Annotated in this window: 15 protein-coding genes and 2 riboswitches; of the genes, 7 read left to right on the top strand and 8 right to left on the bottom strand. The window is 63.1% G+C overall.

The genetic code is table 11. From position 1 onward, the window contains the following. Positions 1–23: 23 nt before the first annotated feature. Together CDPAHKCJ_RS04695 and CDPAHKCJ_RS04690 are read left to right on the top strand one after the other, a co-directional pair. Complete coding sequence (locus CDPAHKCJ_RS04695) at positions 24–2429, top strand: PAS domain-containing protein (protein WP_166018856.1); 2406 nt, start codon at positions 24–26, stop codon at positions 2427–2429. 95 nt (positions 2430–2524) lie between these two features. Further along, positions 2525–3391 carry a dienelactone hydrolase family protein gene (locus tag CDPAHKCJ_RS04690; RefSeq protein ID WP_240916653.1) on the top strand — a complete coding sequence of 289 codons (867 nt, stop codon included), beginning with the start codon at positions 2525–2527 and terminating at the stop codon, positions 3389–3391. 178 nt (positions 3392–3569) lie between these two features. On the opposite strand, the gene pncB is transcribed toward CDPAHKCJ_RS04690, so the two are convergent. Together pncB and CDPAHKCJ_RS04680 are read right to left on the bottom strand one after the other, a co-directional pair. Beyond that, entirely contained in the window at positions 3570–4742 is a 1173-nt protein-coding gene (gene pncB, locus CDPAHKCJ_RS04685) for a nicotinate phosphoribosyltransferase (protein WP_166018855.1), read from the bottom strand. 159 nt (positions 4743–4901) lie between these two features. After that, positions 4902–5144, bottom strand: coding sequence for a DUF4190 domain-containing protein (locus tag CDPAHKCJ_RS04680; RefSeq protein ID WP_054555740.1), 243 nt, complete (start codon positions 5142–5144; stop codon positions 4902–4904). Between the two features lie 250 nt (positions 5145–5394). Between CDPAHKCJ_RS04680 and CDPAHKCJ_RS04675 the strand changes: the two genes are divergently transcribed. From CDPAHKCJ_RS04675 to CDPAHKCJ_RS04660, 4 genes are all read left to right on the top strand, one after another. Continuing rightward, positions 5395–6711, top strand: coding sequence for a GNAT family N-acetyltransferase (locus CDPAHKCJ_RS04675; protein ID WP_346773892.1), 1317 nt, complete (start codon positions 5395–5397; stop codon positions 6709–6711). 122 nt (positions 6712–6833) lie between these two features. Then, a complete protein-coding gene (locus CDPAHKCJ_RS04670) occupies positions 6834–8129 on the top strand; it encodes a nuclease-related domain-containing protein (RefSeq protein WP_166018854.1) in 1296 nt (431 codons plus the stop codon). 438 nt (positions 8130–8567) lie between these two features. Next, positions 8568–8936: a phasin family protein gene (locus tag CDPAHKCJ_RS04665; protein WP_043331409.1), complete on the top strand. Its 369-nt coding sequence runs from the start codon at positions 8568–8570 to the stop codon at positions 8934–8936. Positions 8937–9136: 200 nt separating this feature from the next. Further along, positions 9137–9415, top strand: a complete 279-nt coding sequence (locus tag CDPAHKCJ_RS04660; RefSeq protein WP_043331408.1) for a peptidylprolyl isomerase — start codon at positions 9137–9139, stop codon at positions 9413–9415. A gap of 129 nt (positions 9416–9544) precedes the next feature. Here the strand turns inward: CDPAHKCJ_RS04660 and thiC are convergent, their stop codons facing one another. The 6 genes from thiC to CDPAHKCJ_RS04630 all read right to left on the bottom strand — a co-directional run bounded on the left by thiC (position 9545) and on the right by CDPAHKCJ_RS04630 (position 17424). After that, complete coding sequence (gene thiC, locus CDPAHKCJ_RS04655) at positions 9545–11554, bottom strand: phosphomethylpyrimidine synthase ThiC (RefSeq protein ID WP_166018853.1); 2010 nt, start codon at positions 11552–11554, stop codon at positions 9545–9547. Between the two features lie 126 nt (positions 11555–11680). Then, positions 11681–11821: riboswitch (TPP riboswitch) on the bottom strand. A 160-nt stretch (positions 11822–11981) separates the two neighbouring features. Next, positions 11982–12641, bottom strand: a complete 660-nt coding sequence (gene tenA, locus CDPAHKCJ_RS04650) for a thiaminase II (protein ID WP_166018852.1) — start codon at positions 12639–12641, stop codon at positions 11982–11984. A gap of 147 nt (positions 12642–12788) precedes the next feature. Beyond that, a riboswitch (TPP riboswitch) is annotated at positions 12789–12915 on the bottom strand. A gap of 131 nt (positions 12916–13046) precedes the next feature. Continuing rightward, positions 13047–13721: a TIGR04282 family arsenosugar biosynthesis glycosyltransferase gene (locus CDPAHKCJ_RS04645; RefSeq protein ID WP_166018851.1), complete on the bottom strand. Its 675-nt coding sequence runs from the start codon at positions 13719–13721 to the stop codon at positions 13047–13049. Positions 13722–13764: 43 nt separating this feature from the next. Further along, positions 13765–14475, bottom strand: coding sequence for a TIGR04283 family arsenosugar biosynthesis glycosyltransferase (locus tag CDPAHKCJ_RS04640; RefSeq protein ID WP_240916651.1), 711 nt, complete (start codon positions 14473–14475; stop codon positions 13765–13767). Positions 14476–14999: 524 nt separating this feature from the next. Beyond that, on the bottom strand, positions 15000–16319 hold the full coding sequence (locus CDPAHKCJ_RS04635) for a sugar dehydrogenase (RefSeq protein ID WP_166018849.1): 1320 nt from the start codon (positions 16317–16319) through the stop codon (positions 15000–15002). Positions 16320–16389: 70 nt separating this feature from the next. Continuing rightward, on the bottom strand, positions 16390–17424 hold the full coding sequence (locus CDPAHKCJ_RS04630; RefSeq protein WP_240916650.1) for a lysophospholipid acyltransferase family protein: 1035 nt from the start codon (positions 17422–17424) through the stop codon (positions 16390–16392). A gap of 331 nt (positions 17425–17755) precedes the next feature. On the opposite strand from CDPAHKCJ_RS04630, the gene CDPAHKCJ_RS04625 reads away from it, so the two are divergent. Beyond that, positions 17756–18490: a class I SAM-dependent methyltransferase gene (locus tag CDPAHKCJ_RS04625; protein WP_166018848.1), complete on the top strand. Its 735-nt coding sequence runs from the start codon at positions 17756–17758 to the stop codon at positions 18488–18490. Positions 18491–18668 lie beyond the last annotated feature (178 nt).

Raw genomic sequence — 18668 nt, 5'->3', positions numbered from 1 at the left:
CATGACAGAGAAGGGGTTTCACGTTGTCTGAATCATTCGCGGATAGTCGTTTGCTGCAGCATCATTATGCTGTCGTGGCAGATGTGTTGTTCACGCTCAGTGCAGATGGTCAGCGCCTGATTGCCATGAATGCAGCGGCGGAACGTCTGCTGGGATATACGGTACGGGATTTTCTCAAGCAGCCGGAGCTCTGGCTTTCGCTGGTGATCACCGCCGACCGGCAGCGGTTGAGTGACTTTCGCGCCTCGATGGGGCGGTTCGAGCGCACGACGTACCGCATGCGGGACCGCAGCGGACAGTTGTTGTTGCTCGAGGAATGCCTGTGGAGTTCCGGCGTGGGGCATCCGTTGTGTGGGCGTGTGACGGATATCACGCAGCGGGACAAGGCCAATGAACAGGAGCAGCAGCTGGCGCGTGCCTATCGTCTGATGATGGTGCGCAGCCGTGACCCGATGGCGATCCTGCTGCTCAAGGATGAAAGTCTGGTGATCAGTCATGCCAACCCGGCCTGGCATCTCTATCACGATGCGGCCTGTGCGCATTCCCGCCTCTCGCTTGAGCATCTCTACCTGCCTCATGTCCTGCGTAGTCTGGAGAGAGCCGAACCCTGGCAATGCGATATCAGTCTGTCGTTGCCACGAGGGGAATCCAGATTGTCCGTGCAGATGGTCAGTCTGGGGCGCTCGCTCGCCGACGAGGGGCGTCAGGTGGCCGTGATGGCACGCGACATCACGCAGGTACACCAACGTCTCGAGAATGTGATCGATCAACAGCAGCGTCTGGCGCGGCGGGTGGATGAGACGCCCGGCGCTCACTACGCGACCGCTGGTGAGTGGCCTCCAGAGGAATTGGAGTATCTGTCGGCAGGTAGCGAGGCGCTCACCGGGCTCTCGCATGATCTGCTGATGGCAAGCCCGGGCCTCTGGCAGGCCCGGTTGGTGCCGGAAGAGCTGGCCATCTGTCAGCAGCGCTTCGGCGAGGCCGTGCGGGAGCGCCATAGCCGTCTGAGCCTGTGTTACGCCTTCGTGCATGTGGATGGGCGCAAGCGCTATCTCCAGGATGACATCCAGCTGAGTTACTCCCCTGAGGGAGAGGTCACCGCCGTGCTCGGCAAGCTCAGTGACGTCACTCAACGCGAAGCGCATCGGCGCCAACTGGACAACCTTGTCCAGCAGATGCGCGGCGTCGTCTTCCAGTGTCGCCTGAGCCAGGAGGGCGAGCTGCGTTATACCTACCTCTCGCCTGTCGCCTCGCAACTGCTGGGGCTCGACCCGCAGGCCGTCATCGACGATCCCATGCTGCTGCTGGCGCGCATCGTGGATCGAGAGCGTGAGCAGCTGCTCGTCTCATTGCAGAGCAGCGCCCGGCAGCAATCACCCTGGGAGGCGGAGGTACGCTATCAGCATCCGGATGGTCAGGAACGCAGGTTGGCGTGTGTCGGGCTGCCGCAGGTGATCGACTCCCCCGAAGGCGGCGTGATCTGGAATGGCTATTGTGACGATGCCACCGCCCGATACCGTATCGAGGATGAGCTGCGCCAGAGCGAGGAACGCTATCGCTTCATCCTCAACTCCGTCAGCGATCTGGTCAGCATCGAGGACTCCCACGGGATCTGTCAGTACATCAGTCCCTCGGTGGAAAAGCTCTGCGGCTATCGCCCGCAGGAGATCATCGGCCAGGAGATCAAGCAGCTGATCCATCCTGATGACATGCAGCGCATCGCGCAGGAAGTCCATCGTGCCGCCTGTCTCGGTGAGGTGTTTCGAATCGACTTCAGGATTCAGCACAAGGCCGGGCATACCCTGTGGTTCGAGTCGATCTCGACGCCCTCGATGGACCCCGTCTCCGGGCGTTATCAGCGCGTGCTGTCGGTGTCGCGCAACATTCATGAGCGCAAGCTGGTCGAACAGCGCCGTGAGCATGAAGCGATGACGGACGCGATGACGGGCGCCATGACCCGCGCCAGCTTCCTCGACACGCTCGATACCCTGCTGAGTTCATCATCGCGGGAGCAGATGGCGTTGATCCTGTTTGATATCGACCACTTCAAGCGCGTCAATGACACTCACGGCCATGCGGCGGGTGATCAGGTGCTGATCAGTCTTGGCGAGGAGTGTCGTGCCCAGCTGCGGCGCGACGACTGCTTTGCGCGTCTGGGCGGCGAGGAATTTGCCGTCCTGCTCACCGACGCCGGCACGGCCACCGGTGTCGGAATGGCCGAGCGGCTGCGACAGCAGATCGCGGCGCTGGAGGTGCGCTTCAAGTCGCTGACACTGCGCTGCACCATCAGCATGGGAGTGGCGACACCCCAGCCGGGGGAGACCCGGGATGGCTACCTGCACCGTGCCGACATGGCACTCTACAGTGCCAAGCGCAGCGGTCGCGATCGGGTGGTGCTGGCATCGCAGTCCTTGAGCGAGGACAATTGAGCCAACACCGGTGATCAACCGGGCACACCTGCAGCCGGTGTGTCGGGTTGTGGATCGCGTCATGCAAGTGGATCAGGTCATACAAGGAGTAGACGATGCGAATGTTACGTGGCTGGTGCGCTGGCACCCTGTTGTTTGCACAGTCGGTATTTTCCGCCGGACAGGCCATGGCCGCCGAGGAGGCACCGCTGGTCAATCGTCTCGAGGGGCCGCAGGTGGTGACGGAGACGGTGACCTATCGGGCCAATGGTGAGGAGCACGTGGGCCTGATCGCACGCGATGCCAAGGCACAGGGGCGCCGGCCCGGCATCCTGCTGGTGCATGAGTGGTGGGGCTTGAACAGCTATGCCCGCAAGCGCGCCGAACAGCTGGCAGGACTTGGTTATGTTGTCATGGCCGTCGACATGTATGGCGGTGGGCGCACGGCCGAGCACCCCAGGGAGGCAGGGGCCTTCTCCTCCAAGGTGATGAGTGACTGGCCGAAGGCCGAATCCAGCTTCAATTCGGCGCTGGCGGTGCTGCGCTCACGTCCGGAAGTCGATGGCGAGCGCATGGCGGCGATCGGCTACTGTTTCGGCGGTGCCGTGGTGCTCAACATGGCGCTGACCGGAGCCCCGCTCAAGGCGGTCGTCAGCTTCCATGGCAGCCCGTCGATTGCCGTGACGGAGCCTGAGCCGTTCGCCGGTCGGGTCGTGATCCAGAATGGCGCGGCAGATACGCTGGTGCCGCAGGAGGATCTCGACAAGCTGGTCGCGACCTTCCAGTCTCTCGAGACGCGTACCACGCTGATCCAGTATCCGGGCGCCAAGCACGCCTTCACCAATCCGGAGTCGGATGCCAAGGCGGCCAGGTACGATCTGCCGCTGGGCTATGATGCAGCCGCGGATTCGGCTTCCTGGCAGGTCATGCTCAACCTGTTCAATGAGGTCTTCAAGACGCCGAAGAAATCCGTCAAGACCTGAGTCGTCAAGGCCTGAGCCGTCGCCACCTGTGCTGAAGGTGATCGACATGAAAAAGCCCGCCCGGAAAGTTTCCGGGCGGGCTTTTTCATGGGGCTTTTCCAGGAGCTTTTTCATGAACCTGTTTCATGGTCTCTGGCAGGAGGCCAGGGCAAGGCGCTCAGCGATCGCTGAGCGCGCCTCAATCCAGCTCCTTGAGCGACAGCACCTGATGCGCCAGACGAATCATGTCGGGGTCGCCAGTATGTTTGCTCGTGACATCGGACAGCTTGATCACCGGCACCCATTCCTGACCCTCGGGGCGGGCTTCGGTCATCTTGATCACCATGTTCATCGGCTGCGGGCCGACATCATTGGTGAAGTTGGTGCCGATGCCGAACGACATGCCGATACGCCCGGCGCAGTAGCGCACGATACGATCGACCTTGTCGGTGTCCAGGCCATCGGAGAACACGATGGTCTTGGTCTTGGGGTCGATCCCCAGTGACTCATAGTGGCGGATGGTGGTCTCGGCGAATTCGATGGGGTCACCACTGTCGTGGCGTACGCCGTCAAACAGCTTGGCGAACTTCTTGTCGAAGCTCTTGAAGAAGGCCTGACTGGTGAAGGTGTCAGACAGGGCGATCCCCAGGTCGCCGCGATAGACCTTGACCCAGTTCTCCAGCGCCAGGATGTTGGCCATCTTGAAGCCGAAGCGCGCGGCATGAAACATGAACCACTCATGCGCGTGCGTGCCGATCGGCTTGATGCCGTGGCGCTGTGCCATGTGCACGTTGCTGGTGCCGATGAAGCAGCCGCGGCCGTGGTCCTTGAGGCCCGCGACCACCTTGTCGTGCACATCGTAGGAGTGCCGACGACGAGTGCCGAATTCCGCCACGCGGATGCCGAGTCGCTTGTAGTGCTCGATCTTGGCCAGGGTGCTGTCGCGCAGTGCCTGATCGCTGTCGCGCTGATCCCCGCCCAGCTGATACCAGAGCTCGCTGATCATCGCCATCAGCGGGACTTCCCACAGGATGGTGCGATACCAGTAGCCTTCGATATGTACCTCCAGCTCATCACCGGTCTGGGTGATGGTGATCTCGGAGGGATCGAAGCGGAAGCCCGCCAGGAAGTCACGGTAGGTCGGGTCCAAGAAGGGGCAGTGAAGCTCGAGGAAGGATTTCTCTTCCACGCTCAATGCCAGTTCGGCCATGTTGTCTACCGCGATACGCAAGGCCTCGCCGAACCCCGGCGGGAATGAATGCTCGCCACGGTTGATGAAGGCGTAGCGAGCGCGTGCATAGGGAAACAGTTTCACCACGGCGTTCTGCATGGTGAACTTGTAGAAATCATTATCGAGAATCGAGTACAACATCGAGGCTCGCTCAGTATCAAGGCGGCTCGGGGGAACCGGAATCGCTGGCAGGGCAGGCGCTGCGAGAAGCAGGTATGCCCCGCTGGCACGGGGAAGCAATGTCGACGCATTATCCGTGCAGGCGCGCTGCACGTTCAAGCCGGAGTGCCCAGGCGTAGGTCAGGTGCTGAAGGCCATGATGCCGAACATGGTCAGCATCATGCCGCCGAACATCAGCAGGCCGGCCAGCGACAGGGCGATCAGCAGGTAGCCGAGAATCAGTCCGGCCAGGGCCCAGCTGTCACCGGCTTCGCCACTGCGGCGGATCTGGCTGCGCGCAATGTGGCCACACACGACGCCGCCGAGTGCCGCAGGCGCGAGCAGGCAGCCGAGCACGCTCAGGGCAAAGGCGGCCACTGCCATGAGATTCGTGCTGGCATGGGTGTCCTGCGCGGGCGGGGTCGGTGCATAAGGCCCTTGAGAGGGGCCTTGAGAGGACTCTTGAGCGCGCCCCCGGGTCTGTGAGCCGCTCGTGGATGTGTCATCGGGCGGCGTGGGAGTTTCTGTCATGTGGGTCTCGTTGTCCTGCATCATGACGACACACTAGCATGTCCTGGGATGTGCGGCATGTCTGCACCCGCGGTGGGCATGGCAAGACTATGAGGAGAGTACGGTGACAGGGCAATGGCAGGCGGATGATGAGGCTGCTCAGGCGGTGACAGGGGCGGTGACAGACCAGAAGCAGACTGTGAGCGCTGCAGATGTCGCAGAGACACAGGGCTGGCGCCTGGAGGTGCTGGATTCTCTCGACGCCCTCACCGCCAGTGAATGGAATGCGCTGGCAGGCGATGACTATCCCTTCCTGCGACATGCCTATCTGAGCGCGCTGGAAAGCTGCGGTGCGGCCAGTGCCGCCAGTGGCTGGCATCCTGCCCATCTGGTGGTACGAGATGCCGACGGCCGCTTGCTGGCAGGGCTGCTGCGCTATCTCAAGCTGCACTCGCGTGGCGAATATGTATTCGATCAGCAATGGGCGGAGGCCCTGGAGCAGGCCGGTGGGCGCTATTATCCCAAGCAGTTGACTGCCGTGCCGTTCACTCCCAGCGATGGCCCACGCCTTGTCACCTTGCCGCAGTTGTCGTCACCTGCCGCCCGACGTGCCTTGCTTGAGTGGTTGTGGCCGCATCTCAAGGCTGGCATCGCGCCCGCGGCTGAGCCGGGTAGCGCGCTGCGTCGTTATGAGCACAGCGGATTTCATCTGCTGTTTGTCGCGGCAGAGGAGCGCCAGGACTGGCTGGCGGCGATTCCGGAGCTGATTTCGCGTCCCGGGATGCAATATCACTGGCAGTCACGCGGTGAGCCGGATTTTGCCACCTGGCTTGAGAGTCTGCGCTCCAAACGGCGCAAGGAGATCCGTCGCGAGCGGCGAAAGGTCGCCGAGCAAGGCTTCACGCTGGCCAGGCTCGAGGGGGCGCAGATTGGCCCTGACGATATCGAGGCATTCTACCGCTGCTACTGCATGACCTATCTCGAGCGCGGCCAGCGCCCTTATCTGCCGCTCGATTTCTTCCATCAGCTCAGGCTCAACATGCCCGAGCGGCTGCTGCTGGTGCAGGCGCGTGATGAGCAGGGCGCACCGGTGGCGGCAGCCTTGTGTCTGATCGGCAGTGATTGTCTGTATGGTCGTTGGTGGGGCAGCGAAGTCCACGCCGACTGTCTGCACTTCGAGGTCTGCTATTACCAGGGGCTCGAATTCTGCCTGCAGCGAGGGCTCAAGCGCTTCGATCCCGGCACCCAGGGAGAGCACAAGATCAGCCGCGGTTTCGCGGCGTATGCCACCGGGTCGCTGCATTGGCTGATGCATCCCGGGCTTCAGGAGGCGGTGGCCGAGGCCGTCGAGGAGGAGGCGCGCTGGCTGAGCAAGGCGCGTCAGCAGGTGACGGCAATGCTGCCTTACCGGGAGGCCGCGCCTCAGACAACGCAGGAGTGATGGCCCTCAGCTTCCGTCACTGCTATCCGCTGGCGGATTTTTCCGCGGAGTCATAGGCAAGAAAGATTGCGAATAGAGCACTACACTGAGATATATATGAATGCTCTAATCCAGAGGCGCCCATGCTGATCAAGGACTGTGATTCACGGGAATATGACCTGCTGGTGCTTGAGGTGCTGGCGCAGGATGCTGCGCTTGCCGCGCCCGAGCGCCACAAGGTGCTGGAGGCCCTGCGTGCGATACGTGCCCGTCAGGCGCGTCGCCGTGCGCTGGCAAGCCAGCTGGATGCCTTGTTGGGGACACGGGATGATTGGGTCGTGCTGCATGATGTGCGCCTGGCGCAGGCAGAGGGCGTGATCGAGATCGATCACCTGCTGATCAACAGCCTCATGCAGGTCTGGGTGCTGGATGCCTCCTGTTTTGATCTGACGCTCTCGATCACCCCCTTCGGTGAGCTACTTGCCCATAGTGGACGAGTCGCGCAGGGGAGCGAGCCCCCCTCAGACGAAGATGGGGTCATGGCGCATGCCGTGACGCCGTGCCCCTTGCAGACGATCCCTGAGCGTAGCCGCGCCATCGTGCAGTGGCTGGAGGCCTCCGCGTTGTTGCCTGTGCGCCTGGGGATGACGCTGCAGCCGCAATTGCGCTATCGCATCGTGGTGGCCGATGCGGCTCAGGTCAGTCGCCCGCCGGAAGATATCGTCGACAGCCGTGCGCTGTTGTCCTTCGCGCGCCTCAAGCGTCAGTGCCTGCAGGTGAGCGGCAAGACCGCTTACGTGACACGGCTGCGCAGTTTTACTCACCGCCTCGATCAGCGCCGCCTGCGCCAGCTGGGGCGCGCCATCGCGACCCAGCATGTGGCTCCCAATACGGATTGGGTGGCAAAGCTGGGCCTGGCCGCTGACACGCGCGCGTCGGAGGGCGACGCTGCCACTCCGGTGTCTCCGCTGGCCTATCTATGGCAACCGCCGCTATCACCTGAAGCACTGCCGCAGACCTCAGGCGAAAGCGCTGCCATGGCGGCAGAGTCTGATGACATGGAGGGGACATCGGATGACACGACGCTGGCGGTCCAGCGTGGCGTGACATCTACGGCTGCCCTGAAACGGCAGTGCGGTTTTGGGGACCGAGGGCTGCAGGCCGCGCATTGGCAGCCCGGGCACCAGACTCTGGATCAGGGCAGCCAGGAAGATCCCGCTAGCCCGCAGGCGGCAGGCGAGCAGCCGGGGGCTGCGCCCAACGATCAGCAGGGTGCGTCTTCCGCCCAGTCGCAGGATGAGGAAAGCCTGCCGCGCTGCCAAGGCTGTCGGCGATGGCTTTCCTCCCAGAGTGTCGACTTCTGTCGCCAGCCGGATCAGGCACGTGCGCTGGGCGGGCGCCTGCTCTGCAAACGCTGCCGCGACGCCTCATGCCAGTGAGGCAGCAGCACGGCGCTCTCCTCAAGTTCAGCCTTTCAGCTTCGGGCCTGTGTCCCAGTCCTATGACCCAGCACTTTGGCCCAGCCTAGCGTTCCAGGGAATGGTGCATGGCGTGAAGGGGCCCCAGGGCGTCAATTTTCTTTTCGACTTCTGATTGTTTTTCTCCAGTGCAATCAAGTGACTGCATCATCTCGATCGTACAGGCCATTCGTTGCGATGTTTTTGATGTTGCAGTGCAACAAAGACTGTCTTATGCTGCGTTGCAGCGAGGATGGAACCTGGTCGATAGCACTATCTGACCGCGACGGCTTGATAGTGACGGCTTGATAATGATGGCTCGGTCACTACGGTGCACCAGCCCGGTTCAGTCCTGATAACCGAACGGAGCAAGGCTCCGGTTCATTTCAGCGTGATGCCAATACCCTGGAGGGTGCCTACATGTTCAATGCCAACTTCGAGAAGTCCGCTCAGCAGTTCGACGATATGTTCCTGTCTCCGCTGCGTGCTTTCAGCGCCCTGAGCATCGATTACAGCGAGAAGCTGATCGGCGCCCAGATGGAACTGACCAAATCCTATGCTGATGCTTCCCTGACCCAGGCGCGTTCCATGCTCGAGATCAAGGACAGCGAAGGTCTGAAGAACTTCGTCAAGGAGCAGCAGGAAACCGTGAAGACTCTGGGCGAGAAGCTGCAGAACGACACCCAGAAAGTGGTCGAGCTGAACCAGGAATACGCCAAGAAAGGTCAGGAACTGGCAGAAAGCAACGCCAAGTCCGCCTCCGAGGCCATGCAGAAAGTCGCCAAGTAAGCGACTGCTGTTGACGTTCTCAGGCGAGCGTCCTCAATGCCCACTCGGTCTTCCGGGTGGGCGTTTGCGTGTCTGGAGTATCGCTGGGGAGGTGGGGAGGCGCGCGACGCTAGCGGCGAGCGCTGCCTTGGGCCACAATGACCTGCCACGCCGCCGGTGATTGCCGGCAGCATTTATTCGATCAGTGACAGGTGATAGACATGGCACAGGCCACAGCGCGTCATATTCTCGTTTCCAGCGAAGAACAGTGTGCAGCTCTCAAGACCGAAATCGAGAACGGCCGCGATTTCGCTGATGCCGCTCGCGAGCACTCCTCCTGCCCGTCCGGCCGCAGTGGCGGCGACCTGGGCGCCTTCGGCCCGGGCATGATGGTCAAGGAATTCGACGAAGTCGTGTTCAGCGCCCCGATCAACACCGTGCAGGGCCCGGTGAAGACCCAGTTCGGTTATCACCTGCTGGAAGTCACCAGCCGCACGTGAGCCTTCTGTCACGCTCATGAGATGTCATGAGCGTTTGACAGGATGTGACGAAAACGCCCCGACCATCACTGGTCGGGGCGTTTTTTGTATCGCTCGGAAATTCAGCTTTCCTGTGCGTCAGGCGCTTATCTACACCTCCTGATAGAGCTGGCTGCCTTCACGCTTGAACTTGTCGGCCTGCTCCTGCATGCCGGCCATCACGCTGTCGGCATCGCCGGTCAGGCCATGCTCATTGGCGTAATCACGCACTTCCTGGGTGATCTTCATCGAGCAGAACTTCGGCCCGCACATGGAGCAGAAGTGGGCGACCTTGGCCGAGTCCTTGGGCAGCGTCTCGTCGTGGAAGCTGCGCGCGGTGTCCGGGTCCAGGCCCAGATTGAACTGATCTTCCCAGCGGAACTCGAAGCGCGCCTTGGAGAGCGCATTGTCACGGCGTTGCGCGCCCGGGTGGCCCTTGGCCAGATCGGCGGCATGCGCGGCGATCTTGTAGGTGATGATGCCGGTCTTGACGTCGTCCTTGTTGGGCAGGCCCAGGTGCTCCTTGGGGGTCACGTAGCAGAGCATGGCGCAGCCGAACCAGCCGATCATCGCGGCACCGATGCCGGAGGTGATGTGATCGTAGCCCGGGGCGATGTCGGTGGTCAGCGGGCCGAGGGTGTAGAAGGGCGCCTCGTCACACTCGCTGAGCTGCTTGTCCATGTTCTCCTTGATCAGGTGCATCGGCACGTGACCCGGGCCCTCGATCATGACCTGGACATCGTGCTGCCAGGCAATCTTCGTCAGCTCGCCGAGCGTCTCGAGCTCACCGAACTGGGCGGCGTCATTGGCATCGGCCACCGAGCCCGGGCGCAGGCCATCGCCCAGTGACAGGCTTATGTCGTAGGCCTTGCAGATCTCGCAGATGTCCTCGAAGTGGCGATAGAGGAAGCTTTCCTCGTGATGCGCCAGACACCACTTGGCCATGATGGAGCCGCCGCGCGAGACGATGCCGGTCACGCGACTGGCAGTCAGCGGCACATAGCGCAGCAGGACGCCGGCGTGGATGGTGAAGTAATCGACGCCCTGTTCGGCCTGCTCGATCAGCGTGTCGCGGAAGATCTCCCAATCGAGGTTCTCGGCCACGCCATCGACCTTCTCCAGTGCCTGATAGATCGGCACCGTGCCGATGGGGACGGGAGAGTTGCGCAGAATCCATTCACGGGTCTCGTGGATGTTGGCGCCGGTCGAGAGATCCATCACGGTGTCGGAGCCCCAGCGGATCGCCCAGGTCATCTTGTCGACCTCTTCCTCGATGGAGGAGGTGACCGCCGAGTTGCCCAGGTTGCCGTTGACCTTCACCAGGAAGTTGCGGCCGATGATCATCGGCTCGCTTTCCGGGTGATTGATGTTGGCGGGAATGATGGCGCGGCCGCGTGCGACTTCCTCACGCACGAATTCCGCGGTGATCTCGTCGGGCAGGTTGGCGCCGAAGCTGTGGCCCGGGTGCTGGTGGCCCAGAATGCTCTCGACGGATTCGCTGCCCTGATACTCCTCACGCAGCGCGATACGACGCTGATTCTCGCGAATTGCGATGTATTCCATCTCCGGCGTGATGATGCCCTGGCGCGCATAGTGCAGCTGGGTGACATTCTTGCCCGGCAGGGCACGACGCGGGCGGTGGTCCAGCTCGAAACGCAGTGACGACAGGCGCAGGTCGGCCTGGCGCACGCGGCCATATTCACTGCTCAGCTGGTTGAGCTGTTCGGTATCACCGCGTTCCTCGATCCACTTCTCGCGCAGCGGCGCCAGACCCCGGCGGATGTCGATCTCGACCGCCGGATCGGTGTAGGGGCCGGAGGTATCGTAGACGACGATCGGCGGGTTCTCTTCCAGACCGCTGGAGGTCTGGGTCGGCGAACAGCCGATCTCGCGCATGGGCACGCGGATGTCCGGGCGGGAGCCTTCGATATAGATCTTGCGCGAGCCGCTCAGCGGCGCGATGGCGGCGGCGTCGACCTGTGCTTCGCTGGCGAGGTGGCGGCTGCCATCCTTGCGACCGGCACGCGCGCGTGCCTTGGGGGCAGCATCAGGCTGCGAGGCGAGCGGTGACTCGGCGGCGTTGATGGCTTGCGGGTCTTGTGTCGTCGGGGCAGTGCTCATGCAGGTCTCCTCAAAGGGCGACGTCACGGCTGACGTCATCATGGGAAGACCGTGCGCAGGGAGAGGATGGTCGTCACCGACTCCTTGCCAACAGGTGGCCCGGGAGCGAGGCGGCCGCGCGCAGCGGCTGGCCATCAGCTTGATTCCTACGCCGGTCCTAACCGGTTCAGGTTCCACGGGACCCCTTGCTGGCAAGCTCGCGCGTCAGGGCGGCGAAGCATGCATGCAGGATCTCAGCCGGTTCCACCGGCACCCCGTCAAGCGTGTGCAGATTTCAATGCGAAAGTGTGTTGCCCGAAGCGTCAGGCTTGCCTCGGAAAGCGTTCTCGCATCCAGGCTCTGTTGGCCTGTCAGTCGTGCCATCCAGGGGGGATGGCGTCATCCCGGGCGGCTCATGGCGAGCGCCGGGACGTCAGTCTGTCATGATTCAGTCGCGATCGAGGCCCATCTGCCAGAAGTCGATCTCGAGTCGCGTGGCGTCCCGGAAGACATCGACCAGTTCACCCAGTCGGCGCTCCGAGACCTCCGAGAGACGCGCATCCAGCCATTCACGTTCAGCTTCGACGGCTTCCTTGAAGTCATCGCTTGAGTACATCGCGATCCAGTCCGCGTACGGGTTGTTCTCGATCTCGGTGATGTCCTGATCGAGCAGCCACTCGGCGATCTCGCCGTAGCCGATCAGGCAGGGCGCGAGCGCCACATGCAGATCGAGCAGGTCACCGCGCTGGCCGCAATCGAGCACGTAACGGGTATAGGCCAGGGTGGCGCGCGATTCCGGCAGCTCGCTCAGGTCATCCTCGCTGATGCCCCACTCGCTGCAGTAGCCGATATGCAGATCGAGCTCGGTATTGAGGATGGTGTCGAGACTGGCCGTGGCCTGACGCAGCTCCGCGAGGGTGCGGCTCTTGTAGGCGGCCAGCGCCCAGGCGCGCGCGAAGTGGATCAGGAACAGGTAGTCCTGCTGCAGGTAATGGCGGAAGGACTCCTCCGGCAGACGACCTTCGCCCAGCTGGCGAACGAAGTCGTGCTCGAGATAGTCACGCCATTCCTCGGCGCAGGCACTGGTCAGGTCGTTGAAACTAGGCATGACGCATCCCTCGGTGAGCGTGCTGACGACCCGTGATGGGGCGACAGGTCTCTGGCGCAAGCGTGGCCAGTACCGGAACAGGAGCAGGGGAAAAGCGGGGGGAGGTGCCGACAGTCACCGTGAGAAAGTGGTGACGATATCGAGTGGCATCGCTTCGCGCTTGATCCCTACGCCGGTACTAGCCGGATCAGGTTCGGCGGGATCGTCATTCACGCAAGGACATTGCCTGCGCATGACATCTCAGCCGGTCTTACCGGCACCCCGTCAAGCTGTGACATGTGAGTCACTGTGCAGCGAGTGTAACAGCCCTGCGGCGCAGAAGAAGGGCAGTGTGAGCAAAAATGCATACGACTTTGGGAGGCATGCCGGGCGTGTGAAGAGCCTTAAGCGGACTTGCTAAGAGCCTCAAGCGGCAAGGTCGGCCATGAGCGCCGGCAGGTGGCACGAAAGACGCTCCAGGTCACGCGGCTCATCGACATCCCAGCTGATCGGCAGGCAAGCGGCCGTTTTCCCGGCCCGTGCCAGCAGCTCTAGAGTATCCCGGCAGACATGGGCATGACTCCATCGGGGCAGCAGAAAGGCCTGCGGGCAGGGCGTCTTGAGACCGATCAAGCCATAGCCGCCATCGTCGGTGGGCTGCAGGACCGCGTCGTGGGTGCGTAGTCTGTGGGCTGCTTCACGCAGACGCTGGCTGTCCAGTGCCGGCAGATCGGAGCCCATTAATAACACCGGCCCCTCGGGCAGATGCCGGGCCATGGCCCGGGACATTCGCTCACCGAGATCTCCCTGCGGCTGTGCCTCGAAGGTGAGGTCGGCAGAGGCATCGACAACGCTTCGCAGCCGGGATTCAAGTGCTGCTCGCAGAGCCGCCTGTTCAGGGGTATGACTCGACGGCTCGGCAGAGGGCGTCAGCATCACCACGACCTTGCCGAGGCGCGCGGCGCAGGTCTGGTCAACGATATGGCTCAGCATCCGCTCATAGAGTCGAGCTGCACCCTCGGGGCCGAGTGCGGGAATCAGGCGTGTCTTGCAGTGGCCGGCGATGGGCAGGCGACCGAAGATGATGAGAGTCGGGCGCACCTTTGACGCGTTATCAGCGGTGGGCAAGGTAGGCAACGCCGTATCACGCATGGGGCATGCCGCGCTGCTCACAGGCCTGCGCTGCGGCGCGATAGCCGTAGAGGCGTGCCAGACGTGCAGGGGAGACGCCACACCAGGCCGCCAGCCGCAGCCCCCACATCTTGACGATGGTGCGCCAGACGCCGTGGGTCTCCCAGCGTCGACCGCTTGTCGTGACACGCGCCGTCAGGTTCATTGGCGGGGTCAGATGCTTGAGCTGGGCACTCAGCCAGATATCTTCCATCAGTGGCATGTCGGCAAAGCCGCCGATGGCCTCGAAGGTCGAGCGTTGCACGAACTGGGTCTGGTCGCCCGTGCTGATGCTGGTCAGCCGCGAGCGCAGATTCATCATGGCGGCGATCATCGGTAACCACGGCGATTCGCCCTTGATGCTGACATCGAAGCGGCCCCAGTCGCTGCGGCGATGCGTCGTGACGGCCTCCTTGAGCAATGCCAGCGCATTGTCGGGCAAGTCGGTATCGGCATGCAGAAACAGCAGCCATTCTCCGCGTGCACGCGCGGCTCCGGCATTCATCTGGCGTGCCCGGCCCGGCTCACTGCTCAGCACGACATCACACAGCGGTCGGGCCAGTGAGGGGGTGCCATCCGTCGAGCCACCATCCACCACGATCACTTCACAGTCGCCGCCCGCGCGCAGGCGACTCAGGGCAATGAGGGTTTGCACGATGCCGGCTGCCTCGTCATGCACCGGCATCACGATGCTCAGCCAGGGAGCGCGCGTCAGGTGCGTGCATGTGCTCGACAGGGAGTCCCGGCTGGCGGGCGTCCGTGATGCTGGGGGTGGCTGCTGGTTCATGGCGGCAGGCTCCGACGATGGCGTATTCGTTGGATCATACGCATGAGTCTGTAGGCTGGATGCACGAGCGAACGACGCTCTCTCAACGCGTCATCGTTCATTAAACGCTTGGCGTGGCCTCAGTGTCGCTCCATGGACACACGATGCCTAGATGGCCATTGGGCGCATGTGGGGACACAGGACTACATTTCTGTAATTCGCAGGCGGGGCATGCAAGGCAGGTCTTCTGGGTCTGCTGCATGCAGCTACTGCAGTAGGCCCTCTGCCAAGCAGCTCCCGGGAAGAGAGCCTGGACAGGGAGCTTGGACAGAGAGCTTGGAGAGGGCGCTTTGAGAGAGCGTGGAGTGATGGCTTTGAGAGAGCGCCTGGATAAGGGCCAGGGCTTCGCTTCTCAAAGGCCCGTTCTGATCAAGGTCAGACCATCAATCGAAGGTGAGGCGATAGAGACCTGCCGCGCCGCTATCCGAGGTGAAGTACAGACTGCCCTCAGGGCCGAACAGGACATCGAGCGGGCGAATCCAACGTTGGCCGCTGCTGCTGTCCTGCAGACCGGTCAGTACCGGAATCAGGCGTGCTTCAGTGTCTGGCGTCGCCAGCTTGAGGCCCAGCAGGCGAGGCTCACGGCGGCTGGCCGGGTCACCCGCGGCGTTGCCGGAGGGCGCCGTACCCCAGCTGCCGTGGACTGCCACCACGATATCCATGTCAGCAGCCAATGGGTGCCCTGGCGGTACCACCGCGATTCCCATCGGCGCACTACGAGCGGGGATCTCGGCCAGTGGCGGCGCGATCTCGTCACGCTCACGCGGTGAATCGCTCGCGATGCAATCATCCGCCTGCCAGTTGCCATCGACCCACTGATACCAGGGCATGCCATGGAAACTGCCTTCGCGGGCTGCGACCACCAGCTCGCGGGGTTGCTCATAGCCCCAGTGGTCGGGGCCGTTGTTGGTGGCCAGCAGGCGCGGCTCACCTGCCATGCCCGGCTGCCAGGCGAGGCCTACCGGGTTGCGCAGTCCACTGGCCCAGGGCCGCCAGTGCGGCGCATCGCCGGACTCCTCAAGACGCAGCACGCCACCGCGGCGTTCACTGAAGGAGTAGCCCTGCTCGCTGCCTGCAAGGTATTGATTCGAGCAGTTGCCCTGGATACCCAACGCCAGATAGAGGCCACCCTCCGGCCCGAGACTCAAGGTGCGCGAGTTATGGCCACCGCTGCCGGGCAGAGCGATCAGCTCACGAAAGTCATCGCGGGTGAGGGACTCGCCGTGTGAATAGTCGGCGACCAGCAGCGCTGCGGTGGTCGCGACGTAGAGCCTGTCACCGCGCACCACCAGCGAGTGGGGATAGCCCGACAGTTCGACCAGCGTCTTCACGGCAGAGAGGTTGCCGTCCGGCGTCAGCTGAGCGCGATAGACACGCTCGGCCCGCGAGCCGATCAGCAGCTCGCCAGCATCAGTGAGATGCAGCATGCGTGGACTGTCGAGCGAGGCCAGCCGCTCGAGCGTGGCACCCTCAGGCAGCTTGAGCGCTGGGGCATCGCTGGGCACTTGCTGAGCGCTCACCAGCGACAGTGAGGAAGAAGTACCTGTCTCTGTCTCCGCCTGGGCCGGCAGAGACAATGCGAGACAGGCCACCGCGACGCTTGTGACCAGGCGTGTCATCAGGCGTGCCGGTACCGCTCGAGGCAGTGCGGGGCGCCGGGGCGATGCGCTTGTGAGGTGAGCGGCGTGAGTCTCGATCGGCATCCTTGCCTCCTGTCGTTGAGCCATGCGCATTCAGTCTGGGAGCTGATGGCCTGTTGCGCCAGTGCTGCCCTCAGCCGCGCTTGCTGGCCTTGCGGCGATGCTTGAAGTAGCGGCGCCAGCCCTTGAGCGAGAAGAAGGAGTAGGTGCGCGCATAGAAGCGGGACTCCTGCCAGCCAGGTTGTTGCTCCATTTCCTGCGGGCTCTTGCGCCAGCGCTTGTATTCCCACTGATACTGGGCCGGCGCCAATGCGATCGCCGCTTCCACCGAGGCATTCACCCCGCGTGCCGAGGCGACTTCTTCTTCGCAATAGACCCCCTCATCCGCGGCGAGGAAGTGGATGGCGAAGCCATGGCCATCTTCCAGACGTTGGGCGACACCGGTGACGACGCGCGCATCGGTTCTCGCCACCAGCTTGGGCAGCAGGGTGGCGGTATAGGCGGGGCGGCCATAGAAGTCGGCGAAGACGCCGCTGCCACGGCCCGGCTCCTGATCCGGCAGTATGCCGATCGCTTCGGCGCGCTTGAGTGCCTTGAGCAAGGCAGCCACGCCGCGCGAGTTGGTGGGCACCAGGCTCGCACCCATGCGCTCACGACCATTGCGGATGATCGGGTCGAGGCGCTCGAACTTGGGCGGCTCGTACATGGCAGTGAACGGAAAGTGGCTGGAGAGCCAGAAATTGAGCACTTCCCAGTTGCCGAAGTGCGGTGCCAGCACGATGACGCCGCGTCCCTCGGCACGCGCCTCGTCGAGCAGATTGCGACCGTGGACCTCGAGAATCGAGTCGCGTACGGCGTCTTCATCGCCCAGCCATACCATGCCCAGCTCCAGCATGGTGGCGGTGGAATGCGCGAGGCTGTCGCTCGCCAGACGCGCGCGCGCCTGCTTGTCGAGCTGCGGGAAGGCCTGGCCAAGATTCTGGCGCGTGACCCGGCGCTCGCGGGGATTGCACAGCTGCACCACACGCGCCAACGGGCGCGCCAGCCACCAGAGCTGGCGGGTGCTGAGCCCGGACAGTCGTTGCCACAGACAGGCCACGGAGTTGGCCTTGAGAGGAGTCAGGCGCTGTTCCATGGCCTGTTCGAACCGCTTGAGAGTCTTGTCCATCGTCACACGTGAAGTTCCGGTGGTCTGGCATGAAAGATCGCGCCTGGTCTGACGCGAAGGCAGGCGCCGTGACATCGTCAGGTGTCGCGGTGCCGTACTCGAATGATGCTCATTGTGCCAGAGGGGGGCGGTGCCTGCAGGCTCCATCGCGGCAGGCGCAGGACACTGGCGCGGGGTATCATTCAGCGCTCAGACAGTCGTCGCGTTCGATACGTTCACCTGCAGCGGAATTGCCAGTGCCGCTACGGTATCGCGCGTGGCGCCGAGATGTCGCCGCCAGCCGTATGGTGACGTCGCCCCCATCGCCAGCGTCCCTTGCCGCGGAGCCCTGATGTCAGCCCCTGATTCCCTCGTTCCCTATCCGCCTGCAGATACTGTCTGCCCGCTGTGTGAGGCGTCCCAGAGCCAGCATGTACTGCACCTGGTACAGCGGCGCAGGCCGTGCCCCGAGACCGGTCAGCGACCTCCCGCCGACGAGCGCGACTACCTGCGCTGCCCGGAGTGTCATCTGCTGTATCTGGCGCCATCCCAGCGCCTGGATGCCAGGGCAGAGCAGGATATCTACGACCAGCACGAGAATGACCCGGCAGACCCGCGTTATCGAAGCTTTCTGGCCAAGCTCTTCACGCCGATGTGCGAGCGGCTCGCGGCCGGTGCCAGCGGACTCGATTTCGGCTGTGGTCCTGGGCCTGCCCTGGCGCAGATGTTCGAGGAGGCGGGTCATCCGATGGCGCTGCACGACCTCTATTATCACCCGAACCCGGCAGCGCTCACCCGCCAGCATGACTTCATCGTCAGTACCGAGGTGATCGAGCATCTCTACGCCCCGGGGGAGGTCTTCCGCCAGTGGTTGCGCTGCCTCAAGCCTGGCGGCCTGCTGGGGGTGATGACACAGCCCGCCTCGGATGATCCGGAGGCGCTCAGGCGCTGGCACTACCTGCGTGATCCGACGCATGTGTGCCTGTTCAGCCCGGCCACCTTTGCCTGGCTGGCACGCACGCATGGACTCGAACTTGAGCAGGTCGCCAACGACAGCGTCATCTTCCGCGTGCCTCAACCCGTCTGACAAGAGCGTGGGACAGGGCAGGGGACAGGGCATGGAGAGAGCGCAGGACAGCGCGCAGCGACACCCAAGACGACATTGTCGCCAAATGACGCAAAAAGGCTTGGATTTGGCGCTGACTGTCACTATATTGCCCGCGCCTTGACGTATTCTCGCAGGGCAAACTTCCCCTCCCGACGAT

This window comes from Cobetia sp. MB87 (assembly GCF_011319755.1).
Taxonomy (GTDB): domain Bacteria; phylum Pseudomonadota; class Gammaproteobacteria; order Pseudomonadales; family Halomonadaceae; genus Cobetia.
This window is presented reverse-complemented; position numbering and strand designations above follow the sequence as displayed.

Excerpts from the sequence above, each read along its gene's own strand:
- CDPAHKCJ_RS04660 (WP_043331408.1), top strand. The coding sequence starts at position 9,137 with ATGGCACAGGCCACAGCGCGTCATATTCTCGTTTCCAGCGAAGAACAG.
- CDPAHKCJ_RS04665 (WP_043331409.1), top strand. The coding sequence starts at position 8,568 with ATGTTCAATGCCAACTTCGAGAAGTCCGCTCAGCAGTTCGACGATATG.
- CDPAHKCJ_RS04625 (WP_166018848.1), top strand. The coding sequence starts at position 17,756 with ATGTCAGCCCCTGATTCCCTCGTTCCCTATCCGCCTGCAGATACTGTC.
- pncB (WP_166018855.1), bottom strand. The coding sequence starts at position 4,742 with ATGTTGTACTCGATTCTCGATAATGATTTCTACAAGTTCACCATGCAG.
- CDPAHKCJ_RS04680 (WP_054555740.1), bottom strand. The coding sequence starts at position 5,144 with ATGGCAGTGGCCGCCTTTGCCCTGAGCGTGCTCGGCTGCCTGCTCGCG.
- CDPAHKCJ_RS04690 (WP_240916653.1), top strand. The coding sequence starts at position 2,525 with ATGCGAATGTTACGTGGCTGGTGCGCTGGCACCCTGTTGTTTGCACAG.
- tenA (WP_166018852.1), bottom strand. The coding sequence starts at position 12,641 with ATGCCTAGTTTCAACGACCTGACCAGTGCCTGCGCCGAGGAATGGCGT.
- CDPAHKCJ_RS04640 (WP_240916651.1), bottom strand. The coding sequence starts at position 14,475 with ATGCCGGTGCATGACGAGGCAGCCGGCATCGTGCAAACCCTCATTGCC.
- CDPAHKCJ_RS04635 (WP_166018849.1), bottom strand. The coding sequence starts at position 16,319 with ATGCCGATCGAGACTCACGCCGCTCACCTCACAAGCGCATCGCCCCGG.
- thiC (WP_166018853.1), bottom strand. The coding sequence starts at position 11,554 with ATGAGCACTGCCCCGACGACACAAGACCCGCAAGCCATCAACGCCGCC.
- CDPAHKCJ_RS04630 (WP_240916650.1), bottom strand. The coding sequence starts at position 17,424 with ATGGACAAGACTCTCAAGCGGTTCGAACAGGCCATGGAACAGCGCCTG.
- CDPAHKCJ_RS04670 (WP_166018854.1), top strand. The coding sequence starts at position 6,834 with ATGCTGATCAAGGACTGTGATTCACGGGAATATGACCTGCTGGTGCTT.